At 35.5% G+C, this 16,086-nt stretch carries 18 protein-coding genes; 13 read left to right on the top strand and 5 right to left on the bottom strand.

The genetic code is table 11. The features are described 5' to 3' along the window. Nucleotides 1–8: 8 nt before the first annotated feature. On the bottom strand, nucleotides 9–593 hold the full coding sequence (locus DN410_RS20570; RefSeq protein ID WP_149177841.1) for a DUF3238 domain-containing protein: 585 nt from the start codon (nucleotides 591–593) through the stop codon (nucleotides 9–11). A gap of 134 nt (nucleotides 594–727) precedes the next feature. After that, on the bottom strand, nucleotides 728–1,312 hold the full coding sequence (locus tag DN410_RS20565) for a DUF3238 domain-containing protein (protein ID WP_149177840.1): 585 nt from the start codon (nucleotides 1,310–1,312) through the stop codon (nucleotides 728–730). A 146-nt stretch (nucleotides 1,313–1,458) separates the two neighbouring features. Between DN410_RS20565 and DN410_RS20560 the strand changes: the two genes are divergently transcribed. Further along, nucleotides 1,459–1,929 (top strand): MarR family winged helix-turn-helix transcriptional regulator, encoded by a 471-nt coding sequence (locus DN410_RS20560; protein WP_149177839.1) that lies wholly within the window; start codon nucleotides 1,459–1,461, stop codon nucleotides 1,927–1,929. Nucleotides 1,930–2,038: 109 nt separating this feature from the next. Here DN410_RS20560 and DN410_RS20555 read toward each other — a convergent pair whose 3' ends face one another. After that, on the bottom strand, nucleotides 2,039–3,301 hold the full coding sequence (locus DN410_RS20555) for a neutral/alkaline non-lysosomal ceramidase N-terminal domain-containing protein (RefSeq protein WP_149177838.1): 1,263 nt from the start codon (nucleotides 3,299–3,301) through the stop codon (nucleotides 2,039–2,041). A gap of 322 nt (nucleotides 3,302–3,623) precedes the next feature. On the opposite strand from DN410_RS20555, the gene DN410_RS20550 reads away from it, so the two are divergent. Further along, on the top strand, nucleotides 3,624–4,340 hold the full coding sequence (locus DN410_RS20550) for a DUF4652 domain-containing protein (protein ID WP_149177837.1): 717 nt from the start codon (nucleotides 3,624–3,626) through the stop codon (nucleotides 4,338–4,340). A gap of 141 nt (nucleotides 4,341–4,481) precedes the next feature. On the opposite strand, the gene spoVR is transcribed toward DN410_RS20550, so the two are convergent. Both spoVR and DN410_RS20540 read right to left on the bottom strand, forming a co-directional pair. Further along, complete coding sequence (gene spoVR, locus DN410_RS20545; protein ID WP_149177836.1) at nucleotides 4,482–5,900, bottom strand: stage V sporulation protein SpoVR; 1,419 nt, start codon at nucleotides 5,898–5,900, stop codon at nucleotides 4,482–4,484. 114 nt (nucleotides 5,901–6,014) lie between these two features. Further along, the gene (locus tag DN410_RS20540) at nucleotides 6,015–6,575 is read right to left on the bottom strand and encodes a nitroreductase family protein (RefSeq protein ID WP_071711553.1); all 561 of its coding nucleotides are present in this window, start codon (nucleotides 6,573–6,575) and stop codon (nucleotides 6,015–6,017) included. A 234-nt stretch (nucleotides 6,576–6,809) separates the two neighbouring features. Between DN410_RS20540 and DN410_RS20535 the strand changes: the two genes are divergently transcribed. The 11 genes from DN410_RS20535 to DN410_RS20485 all read left to right on the top strand — a co-directional run bounded on the left by DN410_RS20535 (nucleotide 6,810) and on the right by DN410_RS20485 (nucleotide 16,084). Beyond that, the gene (locus tag DN410_RS20535) at nucleotides 6,810–7,406 is read left to right on the top strand and encodes a hypothetical protein (protein ID WP_149177835.1); all 597 of its coding nucleotides are present in this window, start codon (nucleotides 6,810–6,812) and stop codon (nucleotides 7,404–7,406) included. Between the two features lie 124 nt (nucleotides 7,407–7,530). Beyond that, nucleotides 7,531–9,036 carry a spore germination protein gene (locus DN410_RS20530; protein WP_149177834.1) on the top strand — a complete coding sequence of 502 codons (1,506 nt, stop codon included), beginning with the start codon at nucleotides 7,531–7,533 and terminating at the stop codon, nucleotides 9,034–9,036. Further along, on the top strand, nucleotides 9,033–10,115 hold the full coding sequence (gene gerYC, locus DN410_RS20525) for a spore germination protein GerYC (RefSeq protein WP_149177833.1): 1,083 nt from the start codon (nucleotides 9,033–9,035) through the stop codon (nucleotides 10,113–10,115). The genes DN410_RS20530 and gerYC overlap by 4 nt, the downstream gene beginning before the upstream one ends. 12 nt (nucleotides 10,116–10,127) lie before the next feature. Continuing rightward, nucleotides 10,128–11,237: a GerAB/ArcD/ProY family transporter gene (locus tag DN410_RS20520; RefSeq protein ID WP_149177832.1), complete on the top strand. Its 1,110-nt coding sequence runs from the start codon at nucleotides 10,128–10,130 to the stop codon at nucleotides 11,235–11,237. A 45-nt stretch (nucleotides 11,238–11,282) separates the two neighbouring features. Then, on the top strand, nucleotides 11,283–11,792 hold the full coding sequence (locus DN410_RS20515; protein WP_000761019.1) for a PCYCGC domain-containing protein: 510 nt from the start codon (nucleotides 11,283–11,285) through the stop codon (nucleotides 11,790–11,792). 123 nt (nucleotides 11,793–11,915) lie between these two features. Next, complete coding sequence (locus DN410_RS20510; protein ID WP_048526289.1) at nucleotides 11,916–12,164, top strand: YhdB family protein; 249 nt, start codon at nucleotides 11,916–11,918, stop codon at nucleotides 12,162–12,164. A 165-nt stretch (nucleotides 12,165–12,329) separates the two neighbouring features. Beyond that, on the top strand, nucleotides 12,330–12,749 hold the full coding sequence (locus DN410_RS20505) for a disulfide formation protein C (RefSeq protein ID WP_000532256.1): 420 nt from the start codon (nucleotides 12,330–12,332) through the stop codon (nucleotides 12,747–12,749). A gap of 12 nt (nucleotides 12,750–12,761) precedes the next feature. After that, on the top strand, nucleotides 12,762–13,181 hold the full coding sequence (locus tag DN410_RS20500; protein WP_149177831.1) for a thioredoxin family protein: 420 nt from the start codon (nucleotides 12,762–12,764) through the stop codon (nucleotides 13,179–13,181). A gap of 72 nt (nucleotides 13,182–13,253) precedes the next feature. After that, nucleotides 13,254–13,469, top strand: a complete 216-nt coding sequence (locus tag DN410_RS20495; protein WP_029437527.1) for a DUF1540 domain-containing protein — start codon at nucleotides 13,254–13,256, stop codon at nucleotides 13,467–13,469. 116 nt (nucleotides 13,470–13,585) lie between these two features. Further along, entirely contained in the window at nucleotides 13,586–14,572 is a 987-nt protein-coding gene (locus DN410_RS20490) for a LacI family DNA-binding transcriptional regulator (RefSeq protein ID WP_149177830.1), read from the top strand. Nucleotides 14,573–14,707: 135 nt separating this feature from the next. Further along, nucleotides 14,708–16,084, top strand: a complete 1,377-nt coding sequence (locus DN410_RS20485) for a sucrose-specific PTS transporter subunit IIBC (protein ID WP_149177829.1) — start codon at nucleotides 14,708–14,710, stop codon at nucleotides 16,082–16,084. Nucleotides 16,085–16,086 lie beyond the last annotated feature (2 nt).

Below are 16,086 nucleotides of genomic sequence, written 5' to 3'. Positions count from 1 at the left end.
CATACTTCCTATAATCTCTTTGTAAAACTATAATCCATGTTCCCGCCTAGCGCTGCCGCTGTATCACCAGTTTCTCTAAAATCATGTGTATATATTTTTTCAAATGAACCGAAATCTACTTGCTTATAAAATTCAAAACAAGGGAATCCATCATGCTCTCCTTGAACATCGATACTACCATCCTTTTTCACACAGACATTTAATACATAATCCACAGGAGGTGCATATACATTTAATGGATTGCTTGCACTCGCACTCATTTTGAATTGTACACCATCGGAATTCCATGCGATATCAGTACACACAATATTTTCTGCACTCGCTTTTCCTGTTCTTTTATTCACAGAACCACCTGAACTTGTAACCTTCTCTGTCGTAATACCCGTGTTCGCATATGAAAACACTTCTTCTTTATAAAAATCAACTACTACCTCTTGCTCTACTCTAGAGCGCATCGTATTTACCGCATGTGGTGTAAATTCACGTGAATCACCTTCAAATTGAATTACTTGTCCTGTTTCCATATCCTTCTTAGCTTCAGTCCAAGACATTGGAATAAATACACTGGCTCTAATTTTTACGATATTAGTCATAAGAAACACCTCTATAATTTTATTTTAGATACTGAATACTATTGAATAAAACAGACCATAATTTCAATCCTAAAACCAATAGATTTCTCTTTTACTTTTCTACTTCCTTCTAAAAAATATTGCTATATTTATGTTTAGACTGTCGTTTTAAAGCTGTATTCCATCTCTCCAGCTAGTGCTGCTGGAGTATCATTTGTTTCTCTAAAATCATGTGTGTATATTAATTCAAATGAACCAAAATCTACTTGTTTATAAAATTCATAGCAAGGGAAACCATCATGTACACCTTCAACATGCACAGTACCACTTTTATTAACTCGCATAGCCAACAAATAATCAGCTGCAGGCGCTGCCGCATTTAACGGATTACTGGCACTTGCTCTCATTTCAAATGAAACTTCATCCTCGCCCCATACGATATTAGTACATACAATGTTTTCTGTACTTGTTTCTCCTTTTTGATACTCAGTTGAGCCATCTGGATTTGTAATCTTCACTGTGACAATACAAGCATCTGTATATGTGAAAATTTCTCTTTTATAAAAATCAATATTCACTTCTTGTTCTAATCTTGAACGCTTTGCGTTCACGGCGTATGGTGTAAACTCGCGTGCATCTCCAGCATATTCAAACGATCTTCCTGTTGCAGGATCCTTAATGGGTTCCAGCGATGCATATGGTGCAAAGACACTCCCTCTAACTTTTACGATATTGACCATATGAAACCTCCATTGATTCTATATTATATAAATCATTATTTGTTCTACCAACACAATATAGTCAATTTGATTGACCATATTGTGTATAGTACAATAGGTATTACACATAGTCAACTTAATTGACTAAAAGCGCGGAGGTTATATACATGGATCAAACATTTAACGAGTTAGATCTTACTTCACTTTTATCATTATCCTTTAGTACATTAATTACTGAGCTACATGACAGATTAAGTGAATTGGGATTTGAAGATATTAGACCGGCACATGGTTTTATGTTCAAACGCATCCTTCCTAATGGAGCAACTGGTATAGAACTAGCTGAGTATTTAGGGGTTTCCAAACAAGCTGTAAGTAAAATGGTGGATTCTCTTGAGAATAATGGCTACGTTACACGTAAAACACACCCTACTGATAAAAGAGGTAAAATCATTATTTTAACCGAACGTGGTTTAGCAGTAATGAAAGCAAAAGAAGAAATAGTAGCTGAAATAGAGCAGCGATGGATTGAAAACATAGGTACAAAACGAATGAAAATGCTTAAAGAAGATTTAACAACATTCGTTACTAAAGAAAATACAGAGAAATTATCATCAAATATACGACCTGTCTGGTAAACAAAAAACGAATCCACTTTGATTAATCTTTTTCAAAATGGATTCGTTTTCTACAGATATATTAAAAATCATAAATTTCTTTAAATTTTTATTCTACTGAATATATTTTTTACGCGTTATATAATTCCATAGATCTCTTCACAACCAACTCCGCTGTATTCTCTTCCGGTGGCATCAATAAATTCGTAACCGGTCCATACACAACAGGGCTTAATTCCACTTCATAACCACCATATGCAAATTCTTCCTTTGTCGGTAAGTAACCAATATATCCGTTCATATATCCACCAAAGAAAGCCAATTCATTTTGAGGATTCTCTTTCACATCTAATGCCGTTTCCGAAAAAGGTTCCATCGGTATACCAGAGAACATACCATCATTAATTTGAACCAATTGAACTTCTAAATCGATACGTAACCGCCGCATATTTTGCTTATATTTCTCTAAAACGATAGTAAGCCATTCATCCGTACTCACGCCCCACTGCTTCTCAGCTAATTGAGCCATGCTTCGTATCTCATCAACTTCAGGAATATCCTTCAACTGCATTTGCAACGTACTCGAAATTGTTCTTAACTTTACGATTCGGCTATATGTAACTGTTGGTAACATCGTTAATACATGTCCGCTAAGTATGTAAGCCATTTTCTTTAATGCTTCCCTTGAACCGCGATATTTCGCATTCACATTTCCAGCAGCACCTTGCACGATAATAACTGGACAGTTTACTATGTTCTCAAGAATCTCTCTCGTCATCCCGGGATAGTCCGCTGACAATACATCACTATCACCTTTTAAAACATTCGGATGAGCCGTGCAAAATACTACAATCCCACATAGCTCTTTCATTTCAGCATCTCTTATTGCTAACATACCAATTCGTTTATCTACAACACCCTCTTTATTTGTTCCCATCCTCGCTTTTCCATCGGACGTTCTCTCTCTTCGGTTTACTCCAATTTCGCCTGTCGTAACAGCCCATCCAACTTCACATAACCTTAAGTTGTTATTGGCAGTAATAGCACCGTGCACTACATTATTTACTAAAAGCGTTTTATACGACTGTACTAGCGGATCATCACCGACCGTTTCTGGACCGGAATGCGTATGCGTATACACAACCGTTATCCGCTCAAATGGCACATGAAGCTCACTCGCTACTCGCTCACGAATCATATTCGTATCTTCTACTAACATCCCAATATTATCAATACTTATAAACACAGTTTTCATTTCATCTTTTTCAAATACAAAAACTGTCCCGTAAATACGTTCTTCAATATTATTTATTCCTGTCTCTCGATGATATCCGATAAAATCAATACCTAACGGCGGCGTAATATCAACCTTACATACCCCTACTTTGCTCATTTGAATCGCTCCATTTCTCTATATAACTCCCTTTATTCAAGAATAGCATATTTAAAACTTTGTTCCAGATGAGAAAGACCGGACACAGTATTCTATGTCCGGTCTTCCCCAAAGCCTATCATGTTAATAGGAAGGTACCGTTAATCAGCTATATATTCAATTCTGCCAAATATATAACAAACCGGTTAAATATACACTGTAAAAAACTTATAGTATGTCTTACGATTGCACTACATGTATTACTTTACAAAGTAGCCTTTTATTTTACTAAACATCAAAATATTACAATTTTAGATAGAGAAAGCATTTTCATTCTGATATTATGAAAAGTCGCTATTTAAATACTTTATTATTGAGGATTATTGCTGTACTCATCGCAATATTTGTTTTAGGCTATTTTAATATCATTCCTTTACCCCAAAAGAAGTCTGTTGTTACAAAACAAATTGATACAACAAAAGAAACGAATCAACAAAATTCCAACAAGGAAAAGCAAGAATACAAAAAGAACAATGAGTTGGATATAGATGAAACAGAGATTTCTTTACTAGCTAAGAAGAATTCAAAAGGAGAAGCTACACCACTTTGGAAATCTGGTTCAGGCACAGCACTCGACTACGAAATTTCGCCTAGCGGAGATAAGATCATTTTGAATAGCCAAGTATTAGCTGATGAGCCAGGTGAGTTATCCTTATATGATCTTAAGACAGACAAACAGACAGTAGTGAAAATAGATTCCAAATTAAATAACTCACAGACTTGTAAGAGTGTTACATGGATTGATGATAATCACTTATTGCTTGTAATAGGTGGGGCTGCAGGAAATTCTAACCACGGTGGGGATTTATACACTTACAACGTACAAACAGAAGAATTCAAGCTCTTTAAGGAACGTCCTAACAAGATTAGTTATACAAAAGTAGTTAGGGATATGGATTCTTTCTATTTTATCGGTATTCAATACACAGATGACAATTATAATAAACACACTGGTTATGTAGAAACCGTTTCTAAAAACGAAGTCTCAAATTCTTTATAGTAAATGCGTGCAACAACTTGAATGTGAGCAAGGATGTTTATGTTTATAGATTTACTAGCATTCTAGTTATTCGTATATAAAACACACACATAATGAAAAACAGATCAAAAAAAGCCACTATATACATAGTGGCTTTCCTTATCACACATACTTCCGATGCACCATCTTCCCATCATACGAAAACACCACACCTTTGCTCTCCACGATCGACTCCATATGCACCGTTCTTCCCCATAACTGATGAATGTATGGCAATACTTTTTCTAAGTATTTTAAATCTAGCTCGATTCCTTCATAGCTATGTTTAATATACAATTCTCCGTTCTTTAAGTAGTCTCCATCTTCTACTACTAAATACGGGAATCCACCATTTGTCCGCATATTTACGAGTTGATCACGCACATGTTCCCACTCTTTATCTATTACTTTATATTCTTTTCCTTGACGCTGGAATAAGTACATATCTTCTCTCATTACGAGATCTTTATTTAAGTAGTTTCTTAAGAACGATACGTCCCATTCGATTTCGCGTACTTCAAAGATTTTGTCTCGACCAGATCCTGGTTTGACGCCTCGGCGTTTCATTTCTTCTGTCGGGTTGTTGTAGCGTTCTTCAATATCTTCAAACATTTTAATACCGAGGTAGTATGGATTAATGCTTGTTTTTGACGGCTGTACGACACCCGCATTAAGCTTTGCAAATTCGATCGCTTCATCAGATGTTAAGTCCATTTCACGAAGTATACGTTGATGCCAATACGAAGCCCAGCCTTCGTTCATGATCTTCGTTTCAAGCTGCGGCCAGAAATATAACATTTCTTCGCGCATCATCGTTAATATGTCTCGCTGCCAATCTTCAAGCTCACGGCTATATTCTTCAATAAACAGAAGTAAATCTTTCTCTGGCTGTGGTGGAATCTTCTTCTTTTTGCGTATATTGGATCGTTCCCTCTTTTTATTTCGATCATCTAAATTCCATAAATCATCGTATTGGGATACTTTTTTCTTTTCTACTTCTTCCTCTTCTAAATCATCGATGCTCCATGCGAGTTTTGGTCGCATAAGTGACGGATCAATATGCTCTTGAATAGCAAGTACGGCATCTAAAAACGTTTCTACCTCTGCCTTTCCGTACTTATGCTCATATGCTTTCACACGGTCCGCTGTTGCCGCCATACTCTCTACCATGTCTCGCTTCGTATTTGAAAAACGAATATTATTTTTGAAGAAGTCACAGTGCGCTAAAACGTGCGCTACGATAAGTTTATTTTGAATTAAAGAGTTCGTATCTAATAAAAAGGCGTAACATGGATCAGAGTTAATAACGAGTTCGTATATTTTACTAAGTCCTAAATCGTATTGTAATTTCATTCTGAAAAATTGCTTTCCAAAACTCCAATGTGAAAACCTCGTCGGCATCCCATATGCACCAAATGTATAAATGATTTCCGCTGGACATATTTCGTAACGCATCGGATAAAAATCAAGCCCAAATCCAGTCGCAATTTCCGTAATTTCCGCAATCGCATATTGCAGTGCTTTATCATCACTTGCTCTCATTATTTTCCCTCCTTACACTTTCCCTTAAGAAAGTGTATGATGGGAAACAAGCTTTCATGAGGATTGATTGCATAATAAAAAGACATCCCCGCAAAAACGAGAATGTCCCATCTATTAACCTTCAATAATCTCCATCTTCTCCGTAATCGGTGTACGAGCTTTTCCTTCTGGCGCTTTATCGAAATAGCCTAGGTGAAGAATTCCAATGATACGTTGGCCTCTTGTTAAACCGATTCCTTCTATAAATAATGGATTGTAGTTTAATCCGCCTGATTTCCAAACACAACCTAAGCCGCGTTCCCAAGCAAGTAGTTGGAAGTTTTGCATAAATGCACATGTTGCAGCGTAATCTTCGTCACGTTGAATTTGGCGCGGATCTTCATTAATGTAAACAACGATTTGTGCAGGCGTGCTTAAGAAACGATCAGATAAAATTTTACCACGTTTCGCTCTCTCTTCTTCTGTGAAAGAGTTTAATACTGCATCTACTAATTGTTTGCGGCCTTCTCCAATGTATAGTTTACAATTCCATGGTTCACGGTGCTTATGATTTGGTGCCCACGTTGCGTCATTTAATAATTCAATTAATAATTCTTTGTCTACTGCTTTATCTGTGAATGTACGAACAGAACGTCTTTCTTTAATCACATTTGCGATGGAAGTATATGTAGTCATATTTTTCTCTCCCTTATTTTTATCTATATGTATAACGCTTGTTATTGATATTGATTTTCAATTTCGATTATAACCTAGTTTTTTACTATTAATCAATGTTTTATGTTGGAAAACTTCCAAAAAAAATCATTTCATGCTGTGAATAAAAAAACTTAACTTGTTCACAAGTATTTCACATTTTATGGAAATGATATGTGTACAGTTTTCCACATTACCCATCTAGGAGGAGTTTATATGTACAAAAAAATCGCAGTAAGTATGACCATGGCAACATTATTATGCGGAGCAACTGTCTTCCCTGCTTCCGCTGCTACGCCAAAAGAAGTAACAATGCACCATCATAAGCCTATTTCAGAAGATGAAATGCAGTCCCTCGAAAAACTCGGTTATAACAAACATGAAATTTGGAAAGCTGCTCATATTGCAAGAATGAGTAAAAAAGAAATAAAAGACGTTTTAGCTTACTACAAGCAAAATAAATCTTGGGAGAAAACAGCGGAACATTTCGGTGTAGATCCAAGTAAGCTGAAAAAGCATCATATGAATAAAGAAACAAAGCAAGCACTGCTACAACAGTTAGCAACTATGCAAAAATCCACACCGGATCAGCTAAAACAAAAAATGAAGGAATATAACATCGGTTTGCGCCATCTTACTGTGCTAACGATCATTTCTCAAAAAAGTAATACCCCTCTTGATGATGTACTAAAAATGAAAAAAGATGGAATGGACATTAAACAAATTGCAGAAAAATTAAATGTAAAAAAAGAAGATATAAGAGCGGAAATGATGAAATTAGTGAAGTCTATTAAAGAAAAGAAAACAAATTAACATGCAAAAAGGAAGAGACATTCACTACTCTTCCTTTTCTTTATGAACTTTCAACTTTGAAGTATAAATTCCCGTCTTTCCCAAAAACTAACACAAGTAAATGATGTATGTCAGAGGTGAGAAAATGTTTCGTTTATCATCTAAAAAGAAGAAACAAACTGTCTGTTCTATTCCAGAATTTATCCACACTATGAAAGAATCAAGTGACTTTTCTTCTTATAACGTCATAGAAGATGGGACGTTATGTTTGTTTTATTATCAATCTACAGTAGAATCACTCATTATTAAACGATTCATTTTAGCTCCTATAAAAATTAAATTAGAAGAAATTCAAAATATTGAGGAGATCGCAAATATCGTAGCAATTGAAGATATTATCATCTCTCCTTCCGTTAATGATATTCGCGAAAAGTTATTAGGCGGATACGTGCTAGTACAGCTAAAAAAAGGTTCAGAGCAAGAAGCGTATGCACTCCTCCGCGCTGAAAGTTCAGTTTTAGGAACGAGATTATATAACGATACGGAGAATGAATATAGTGTAATTGGTCCAAAAATCGGATTCGTTGAGAATATCGATACAAATATGCATTTACTTCGGAGAAATATCGTAACAGAGCAATTAATTTTCAAGGAGCTTTCCGTTGGTTCTATATCGAAAACAAAAATCATAGTCGCTTATATGGCGGATATTACAAATGAACAACATGTGAATACTGCAGTGCAACGCCTGCGAGATATTGACTTTGATTTTCCATTCGATGCAACTATGATCGAACAGTTTATTAGCGATAATAGTAACTCACCCTTCCCTGTTTTACTACCTACAGAGCGGTTAGACCGCTCTGTGTACGCATTACTGAATGGAGGCGTTGTTATTTTAACAGACGGTTCACCTTACGCATTAGCTGGACCAGCGACGTTACTTGATTTCTTCGTCTCGCCAGAAGATTATTATTTACCATGGATAGCAGGCTCATTTCTTCGAATGGTTCGCTTTTTCGGAGCAGCATTCTCGCTATTTTCATCAGCTATTTATACAGCTGTATTAACGTATCACTATCAAATGATTCCTGTGGATTTACTAGGTCCGATTATTTTTTCAAGAGCTAATGTACCCTTTCCGCCCATTTTAGAAGCACTTTTTTTAGAAATCACAATCGAATTGCTCCGTGAAGCTGGAGCACGATTACCTACAAAAGTTGGACAAACAATCGGCATCGTTGGCGGGATTGTAATTGGCCAAGCATCTGTTCAAGCTGCTTTAACGAGTAACATTTTATTAATTGCAGTTGCTTTATCAGCACTCGCTTCTTTTACAACACCAACTGTAAAAATGTCTTCTACTATCCGGATACTACGATTTCCACTTATTCTTTTAGCTGGTGCATTTGGGGGCTTAGGTCTGATTGTAGGATTCGTACTCATATTAGCTCATTTAATTCGCTTAAAATCACTTGGATCACCTTATTTATTACCTCTATATCCATTCCGCGGTTTAGGGACAGCAGAAGGACTCCTTCGCCTTCCATTTAGTCAAACTGCAGAACGCGCTTCTTTTCTAAGACCAAAAAAGAAATGGCGCTATGACCCGAACAAAGCGAAAGAAAAACGCGACGGTGAGGAAAAATGAAAAATATTTTTTTATGCTTTTTCATTATCATTTTAATTGTTCAATCTGGTTGTACAGAAGCATATATAGTTGATACACAGCGAATGATTCACGTAGGTGGATTCGATATAATAAAAGATAAAAAATTTCGCGGAACCATTTTATATCCCGATTACACAAAGGGCGTACAATCTAAACCAGAAACTCAATCAACGCATGCAGGTACAATTGAAACAATCTCTTCCCTTCTAAACGCCAAATCTCCACATACGATCGCTGTAGGTCAAATGCGTGTTGTCCTATTTGGAAAAGCATTTGGTGAACATGGACTTGGAGATGTTATTAACAACTTACAACGTGATCCTAACATTGGCCGTGATGTGCAGCTAGCACTTGTAGATGGTTCAGCAGAGGAATTACTGAAACATGTCAGAATAAATGGATCACTTTATTTATCTGATTTATTGGAGCAAAATATAAAAAACGAGACAATCCCGCGGACAGCTTTAAATATTTTTTTATATAACTTCTATTCATCTGGATGCGATCCATTTCTTCCTTACATTCAAGTATCAGAAGACAAATCTGCTTCCATTAAAGGGCTAGCTTTTTTAAAAAAGGATAAAGTGGTTATGTATACAGATAAGAAAAGGTCTTTTTTATTTAAATTACTCATTAATCCAACGAAAAATGGGCGTTACGAAGTCCCAATACGTCAAGGTAAACATAAAGGATTAATTGCTACTCAAAACTTATCCGGAAAAAGTGTATGTTCCCTTTCTCAAAACGGTGATATTCCAAGAGTTAACATACACTTAAAATTAAATGGACTCGTAAAAAATGCTCCCAGCTGGCTTGATTTATCGAAGAGCAAAAATGTAACTTACGTAAAAAGACATGTAGAAAAAGCGCTTGAGAAGGATTTAAACAAATTAATAAAACAATTCCAAGAAAATGAAATCGATCCAATTGGTATACGTGAAGAAATTCGTAGTCACTCAAGAAAATGGAGCATGAAACAAATTCAGAACATGTATCCTAACGTAGACGTTGCTGTCAATGTAAAGATTAATGTCGTACAATCTGGTATCGGAGAATAGTGAGGTGCTATCATGGCTGAACAAGATAAAACACATACTGTTTCCCCTTATTTCACATTTCTTCTATTACACTCTCTTCAAATTGGAGTAGGTGTGTTAGGATACCAAAGGATTATTGCGCAATATGCTGGGTATGATTCTTGGATTTCCCTTATCGTTGCGGGCATTGCAACTCATATCGTACTATTTTGCATGCTTAAAATGTTAGAAAAAGATAATGATTTAATGAATATTCATACGACATGTTTCGGAAAGTGGATTGGAAAATTTTTTTCCGTATGCTTTGCCGCATATCTTTTATTATTTTGCCTTACTGTTCTTCGTTCATATATTGAAGTGATTCAAGTTTGGGTCTTTCCTACAATTAAACCGTGGAAATTAACCTTACTATTTTTACTTGTAGCTTATTACATAATTAGAGGTGGCTTGCGGTCTGTAACAGGAATATGTTTTTGGGGCGTTATCATACCGATTTTCGTCCTATTTTTCTTAGTTTTCCCAATGAAATATGCACATGTCCGTAACATTTTCCCAATACTCGCTCATTCACCTTTAGAAATTCTAAATGCAACGAAAGCATCTGCATTAGAATTTCTTGGATTTGAAGCGATTCTTATTTTTTATCCGTTTATTAAAAAAGGAAAATCGATAAATAAATGGGCACATGGTGGTATTGCTTTTTCAACTGTTTTATACGTAGTACTGGCAATTGTTTCCCTTATGTACTATAGTCAAGGGCAGCTACACCATACCATTTGGCCAACATTAACGATGCTAAAAATCATTAAAGTTCCTTTTATCCAAAGGTTTGAGTACATTATTATTTTTCTATGGTATCTTATTATTTTACCTAATCTTTGTTTAACCATTTGGTCTTCTTGTTGCATTAGTAAAAAATCGTTTCACATACCATTTAAAATCACACTACCATTATTTATCGCAGTCATATTTATTTCATCCTTATTTTTCACAAACCGCGAAAGTATCAATGCATTAAATACGGTACTATCTCAAGCTGGTTTATATATTGTATACGCCTATATCCCAATTTTATTTCTATTCCATTCACTACGATGGCATTTCAAAAATCGGTCAAAAAAATCTTCACCCGACACACCATAATCTCTGATACAATTTGATTAATACATTTGTAAAGGGGACAAGCGTATGAAGAAATATGTATTTTCTTTACTTGCAGTACTGAGTTTAATTCTTGCTGGATGCGGAGCTACTAGTACAAATGAAAAAAAATCATCTGAATCAAAAGAAGAGCATGACCACGCATCGCATACTCAGCAAGCTGACATCCAAGAAAAAACAAAAGGAGTCGACACACTTCCTACCTTCCTAGACAAGCTTGATCCACAAATGAAAGATATCTACACTGTCGCTGGACAAAATGCAGAACTATTAGATTGGATTCCATGTTACTGCGGTTGCGGTGAAAGTGTAGGACATAAAAATAATAAAAACTGCTTTATTCGTGAAATTAAAAAGAATGGTGAAGTTGTTTGGGATTCCCATGCAACGACTTGTGTCAATTGCTTAGAAATCGCGGTTGAATCTGCTTCGATGAAACAAAAAGGAAAATCAACGCTGGAAATTCGCAACTATATCGATAATAAATATAAAGAGGGGTACGGCAAACCGACGCCTACACCAATGCCAAAAGCTTAACAAAAACGAGGACATGCCTCTTTTTTTCTTTTCATTCACATTTTTTCTTAACAAATTCTTTCAAGTGTATTTCTCCTTGCTTTTCACACACTATATATAACTCCTCAGTAAGGAGGGTACACAGTGCAAACATATAACGACTATGATAAAGCTCTCTATTACACGTATTGCTGTAATTGGGATAAATTACTCGTTCTTATGGTTCAAACGAACGATCAATTATTTTCTAAGCGTATTGAACATTTCTTACACGCTTATCAATACAGTAAAGAACTACCAGAAGTTGATAAACAATTGCAGCTCCTATTTCAATATATTGACCACGCATCCCAAAAGTCACATATAGATGAAGTAGAGCAAATTCAAATGTAAAATATAGCGCTATTCTCTTGCAGAGAATGGCGCTTTTTTAAAATGTTTATATCAATAAAAGTTTCCCCTTATAAAACTTTTATTGATAAACATATTTTTTCTTTCTTTTCTGTGCCACTTCATACTATAATTTAGTATGTAACTATTATAAGTGAGGTATAAAATATGGGACGAGAAAAAAAGCAAGAATATGCTTTATTTACCGCGTGGGGAGCTTCTTTTATCGCTACACTAGGAAGTTTATACTTTTCCGAAATCATGAAATTTGAACCTTGTGTCCTTTGTTGGTATCAACGTATTTTCATGTATCCATTCGTTTTATGGCTCGGTATCGCTGTAGTAAAAAAAGACTATCGCATCGCAAGTTATTCTTTACCAATCGCAAGTATTGGTGCTTGTATTTCTTTATATCACTATGCAATTCAAAAAATCGCAGCATTTTCAGCTGCAGGGGCAGCTTGCGGCCGAGTACCATGTACGGGAGAATACATAAACTGGTTCGGCTTTGTGACAATCCCGTTTTTAGCACTTATCGGCTTTATTACAATCGCTGTTTGTAGCTTTATTGTAATTAAAAATAAATAAGGAGATGAAAGAATGAAAAAAATGCTTATATTTGGCGGTATTATTATCGTCTTATTTGCAGCAATCTTTGCTGTAACACAAATGGAAAAGAAAAACGCATCGACAAATGAAAAAGATTACTACTCAAATAAAATTTCTCTTGAAGATCTCAATAAAAATATAGAAGATAAAAAAGAACAAACGATTTACTTTTATCAAACCTCTTGTGTTCATTGTCAAAAGGTCTCTCCTACTGTTGTACCTTTAGCGAAAGATTTAAATGTTGATATGAAAGTAATCGATATTGAAAATTTAAACGAGCCTTGGGATAAATACAATATCCAAGGAACACCGACAATTATTCATTTTAAAGATGGTAAAGAAGTAAGCCGTATTAGCGGCGAACAATCAAAAGAAAAGTTCAAAGAATGGTTTGAACAAACGAAAAAATAACGAGAAAAGGAAACTCCTTCTACACATGAAATGGACGTAAAATTCCAAACTAATGTATAAGGAGGGGGTTTTATGCCAGAAGTGAAATGTTCTGTTTCCAATTGCTCATTTTGGGGACAAGGTAACTTTTGTCAAGCAAGTGCGATCATCGTTCAGCCTGATGCAGATGAAACTGGTCAAGTTGAAAATGATTCATATACAGCTGCTGTTTTAACAAACGAGACGCTAGAAAGCTCTGTAACAACGAGTGTAGAGACATGTTGTCATACATTTAAGCCAAAATATTAACAATTATTCCACCTCATATACGTGAGGTGGTTTTTTCTTTCCCCTTCTTGTTTACGTCTTCTCTAATTCTCCCTATAATAAAGTTAACATTTTTATGAATACGAAGGTGAAATACTATGGCTAAAACAATTGCAGATATCGCCAAGTTGGCTGGAGTTGCAAAAAGCACAGTCTCTCGCTACTTAAACGGCGGATATGTAAGTGATAAAACAAAACTTAAAATCGAAGGTATTATTCAGGAAACAAATTTCTCTCCCAATACATTTGCTCAAAGTTTAAAAGCAAAAACAACAAATTTAATTGGTGTTATCATCCCCCGATTAGACTCCTTCGCTACAATGAAAACACTTATCGGGATCGATAAGACATTACAGGAAAATAACTATCAAATGCTTGTAGCAAATGCAAATCAAACAATCGAAACTGAAATACAAGCGATGGAAAACTTTATAAAACAAAAGGTAGCTGGCATTATTTTATTAACAAAAACTTTAACGAATGAACATCAACAAATTATGGCTAATTCAAACATCCCTATTTTATTCGTCGGGCAAGAATATAAAGATCAATATTGCCTTGTTCACGATGATTATGATGCAGCTTATGAGTTAGGGACATACGTGTTATCACAAGGCCATCGACATATTGCCTATTTAGGGATAGAGAAAGATGATATTTCTGTTGGAATAAATCGAAAAAATGGTTTTCAAAAAGCAATTGAAAATTTAGAACCGACTTGCAACGTTTCATATTACGAAACAACTTTCCGCATAGAAGATGCCATGAAACAAGTACAACATATTTTAGATAATAATCGCCCAACTCTTATCGTATGTGCTACAGATAACATCGCTCTTGGTGCAATGAAAGTCATTCACTCCCACTCCCTTTCTGTACCAGGTGATATTTCTGTAACAGGATTCGGTGGATATGATATTTCAGAAATGGTACACCCTAGCTTAACGACAATTGCGTTTGACTATGAGTATGCTGGAAAGCTTGCTGCCACTTCTCTTTCACAGCTTGTTGAAAACAAAACTATACCAAAAATATTACACTCTCGTTATACATTAAAAATCCAAGAAAGCGTTGACAAAATATAAAGGCGCTCTATAATAAAATTAAAACCGGTTCCACATTTTAAAAACAGGATTTTCAACATCATTTCCCTGTTTTTTATTTTAACTTTTTGCGGAACCGGTTCCATAAAAGAAAATTTATAGTAAGGGGGAATTTTTATGGATATGAAACAAATTGCAACTCAAGTATTACAGAACATTGGTGGAAAGGAAAACATTGTTCGTGCCACACATTGCGCGACTCGCCTTCGTCTTATATTAAAGGATGATACGAAAATAAACGCTGCAGAAATCGAAAACATCGATGGAGTAAAAGGTGCTTTCACAACAACCGAGCAATATCAAATTATTTTTGGAACTGGCATTGTAAACAAAGTATATGATGAATTCTCAAAACTAATTGGAATAGCCGAACTAGATTCTACAACATCAAACGATATACCTAAGAAAAAAATGAATCCTATCGCCCGCCTAGCAAAGACACTATCTAATATTTTTGTTCCAATTATTCCAGCTATCGTCGCAAGCGGTTTACTTATGGGTCTACTCGGAATGTTGAAAGCGTTTAAATTAGTCCCTGGAGATCACTCACTTATCCAATTACTTGATATATTCTCAAGTGCAGCTTTCATTATTTTACCTATTTTAATTGGAGTTAGTGCCGCTAAAGAATTTGGTGGAAACATTTTCTTAGGTGCAGTTGTTGGTGGTATATTAACTCACCCAAGCTTAACAAATCCTTGGACTCTTTCAAATGCAAAACCAACTGTTTTACATTTCCTTGGTATGGATATTGATATGATTGGCTATCAAGGTACTGTTTTACCTATTTTATTATGCGTATATGTTATGAGTACAATTGAAAAAGAACTTCGAAAACGTGTTCCGAACTCTTTAGATTTATTAGTTACACCATTCTTAACAATTATTATAACTGGCTTTTTATCACTTATTATTATCGGACCAATTGGATATAAAATCGGTGACGGCATTACGTACCTTTTAAATACAATCTATCAATTTGCAGGACCAGTAGCTGGACTTATATTCGGCGGATTGTATTCAACAATCGTTCTTACTGGCTTACATCATAGCTTCCACGCTATTGAAGCGGGCTTACTCGCAAATAAAGATATCGGTGTCAATTTCTTACTCCCTATTTGGTCAATGGCGAACGTTGCACAGGGCGGTGCTACTTTAGCTGTCTATTTCAAAACAAAAAACAAAAAAACGAAAGAAATTGCAATTCCAGCAGCAGCTTCAGCATTTTTAGGAATTACAGAACCAGCTATTTTTGGTGTCAATTTAAAACTTGGTAAACCATTTATTGCAGCAGCTATTGGCGGCGCAATTGGAGGCGCTTACGTTGTTTGGATGCAAGTGGCGGCTAATGCATACGGTTTAACAGGTATTCCGATGCTTACAATTGTTGCACCTCTTGGCATGATGAACATGATTCACTATATAATTGGCTTCGCTATTGCAGTTATCACTGCTTTTGTTGCCACATTCATTTTATATAAAGAAAGTAAATAATA

Origin of the sequence: Bacillus sp. SH5-2 (assembly GCF_008368905.1) — a bacterium.
GTDB classification, from domain to species: domain Bacteria; phylum Bacillota; class Bacilli; order Bacillales; family Bacillaceae_G; genus Bacillus_A; species Bacillus_A luti.
The sequence above is the reverse complement of the archived record's forward strand: the minus strand, read 5'-3'. Positions and strand labels throughout refer to the sequence as shown.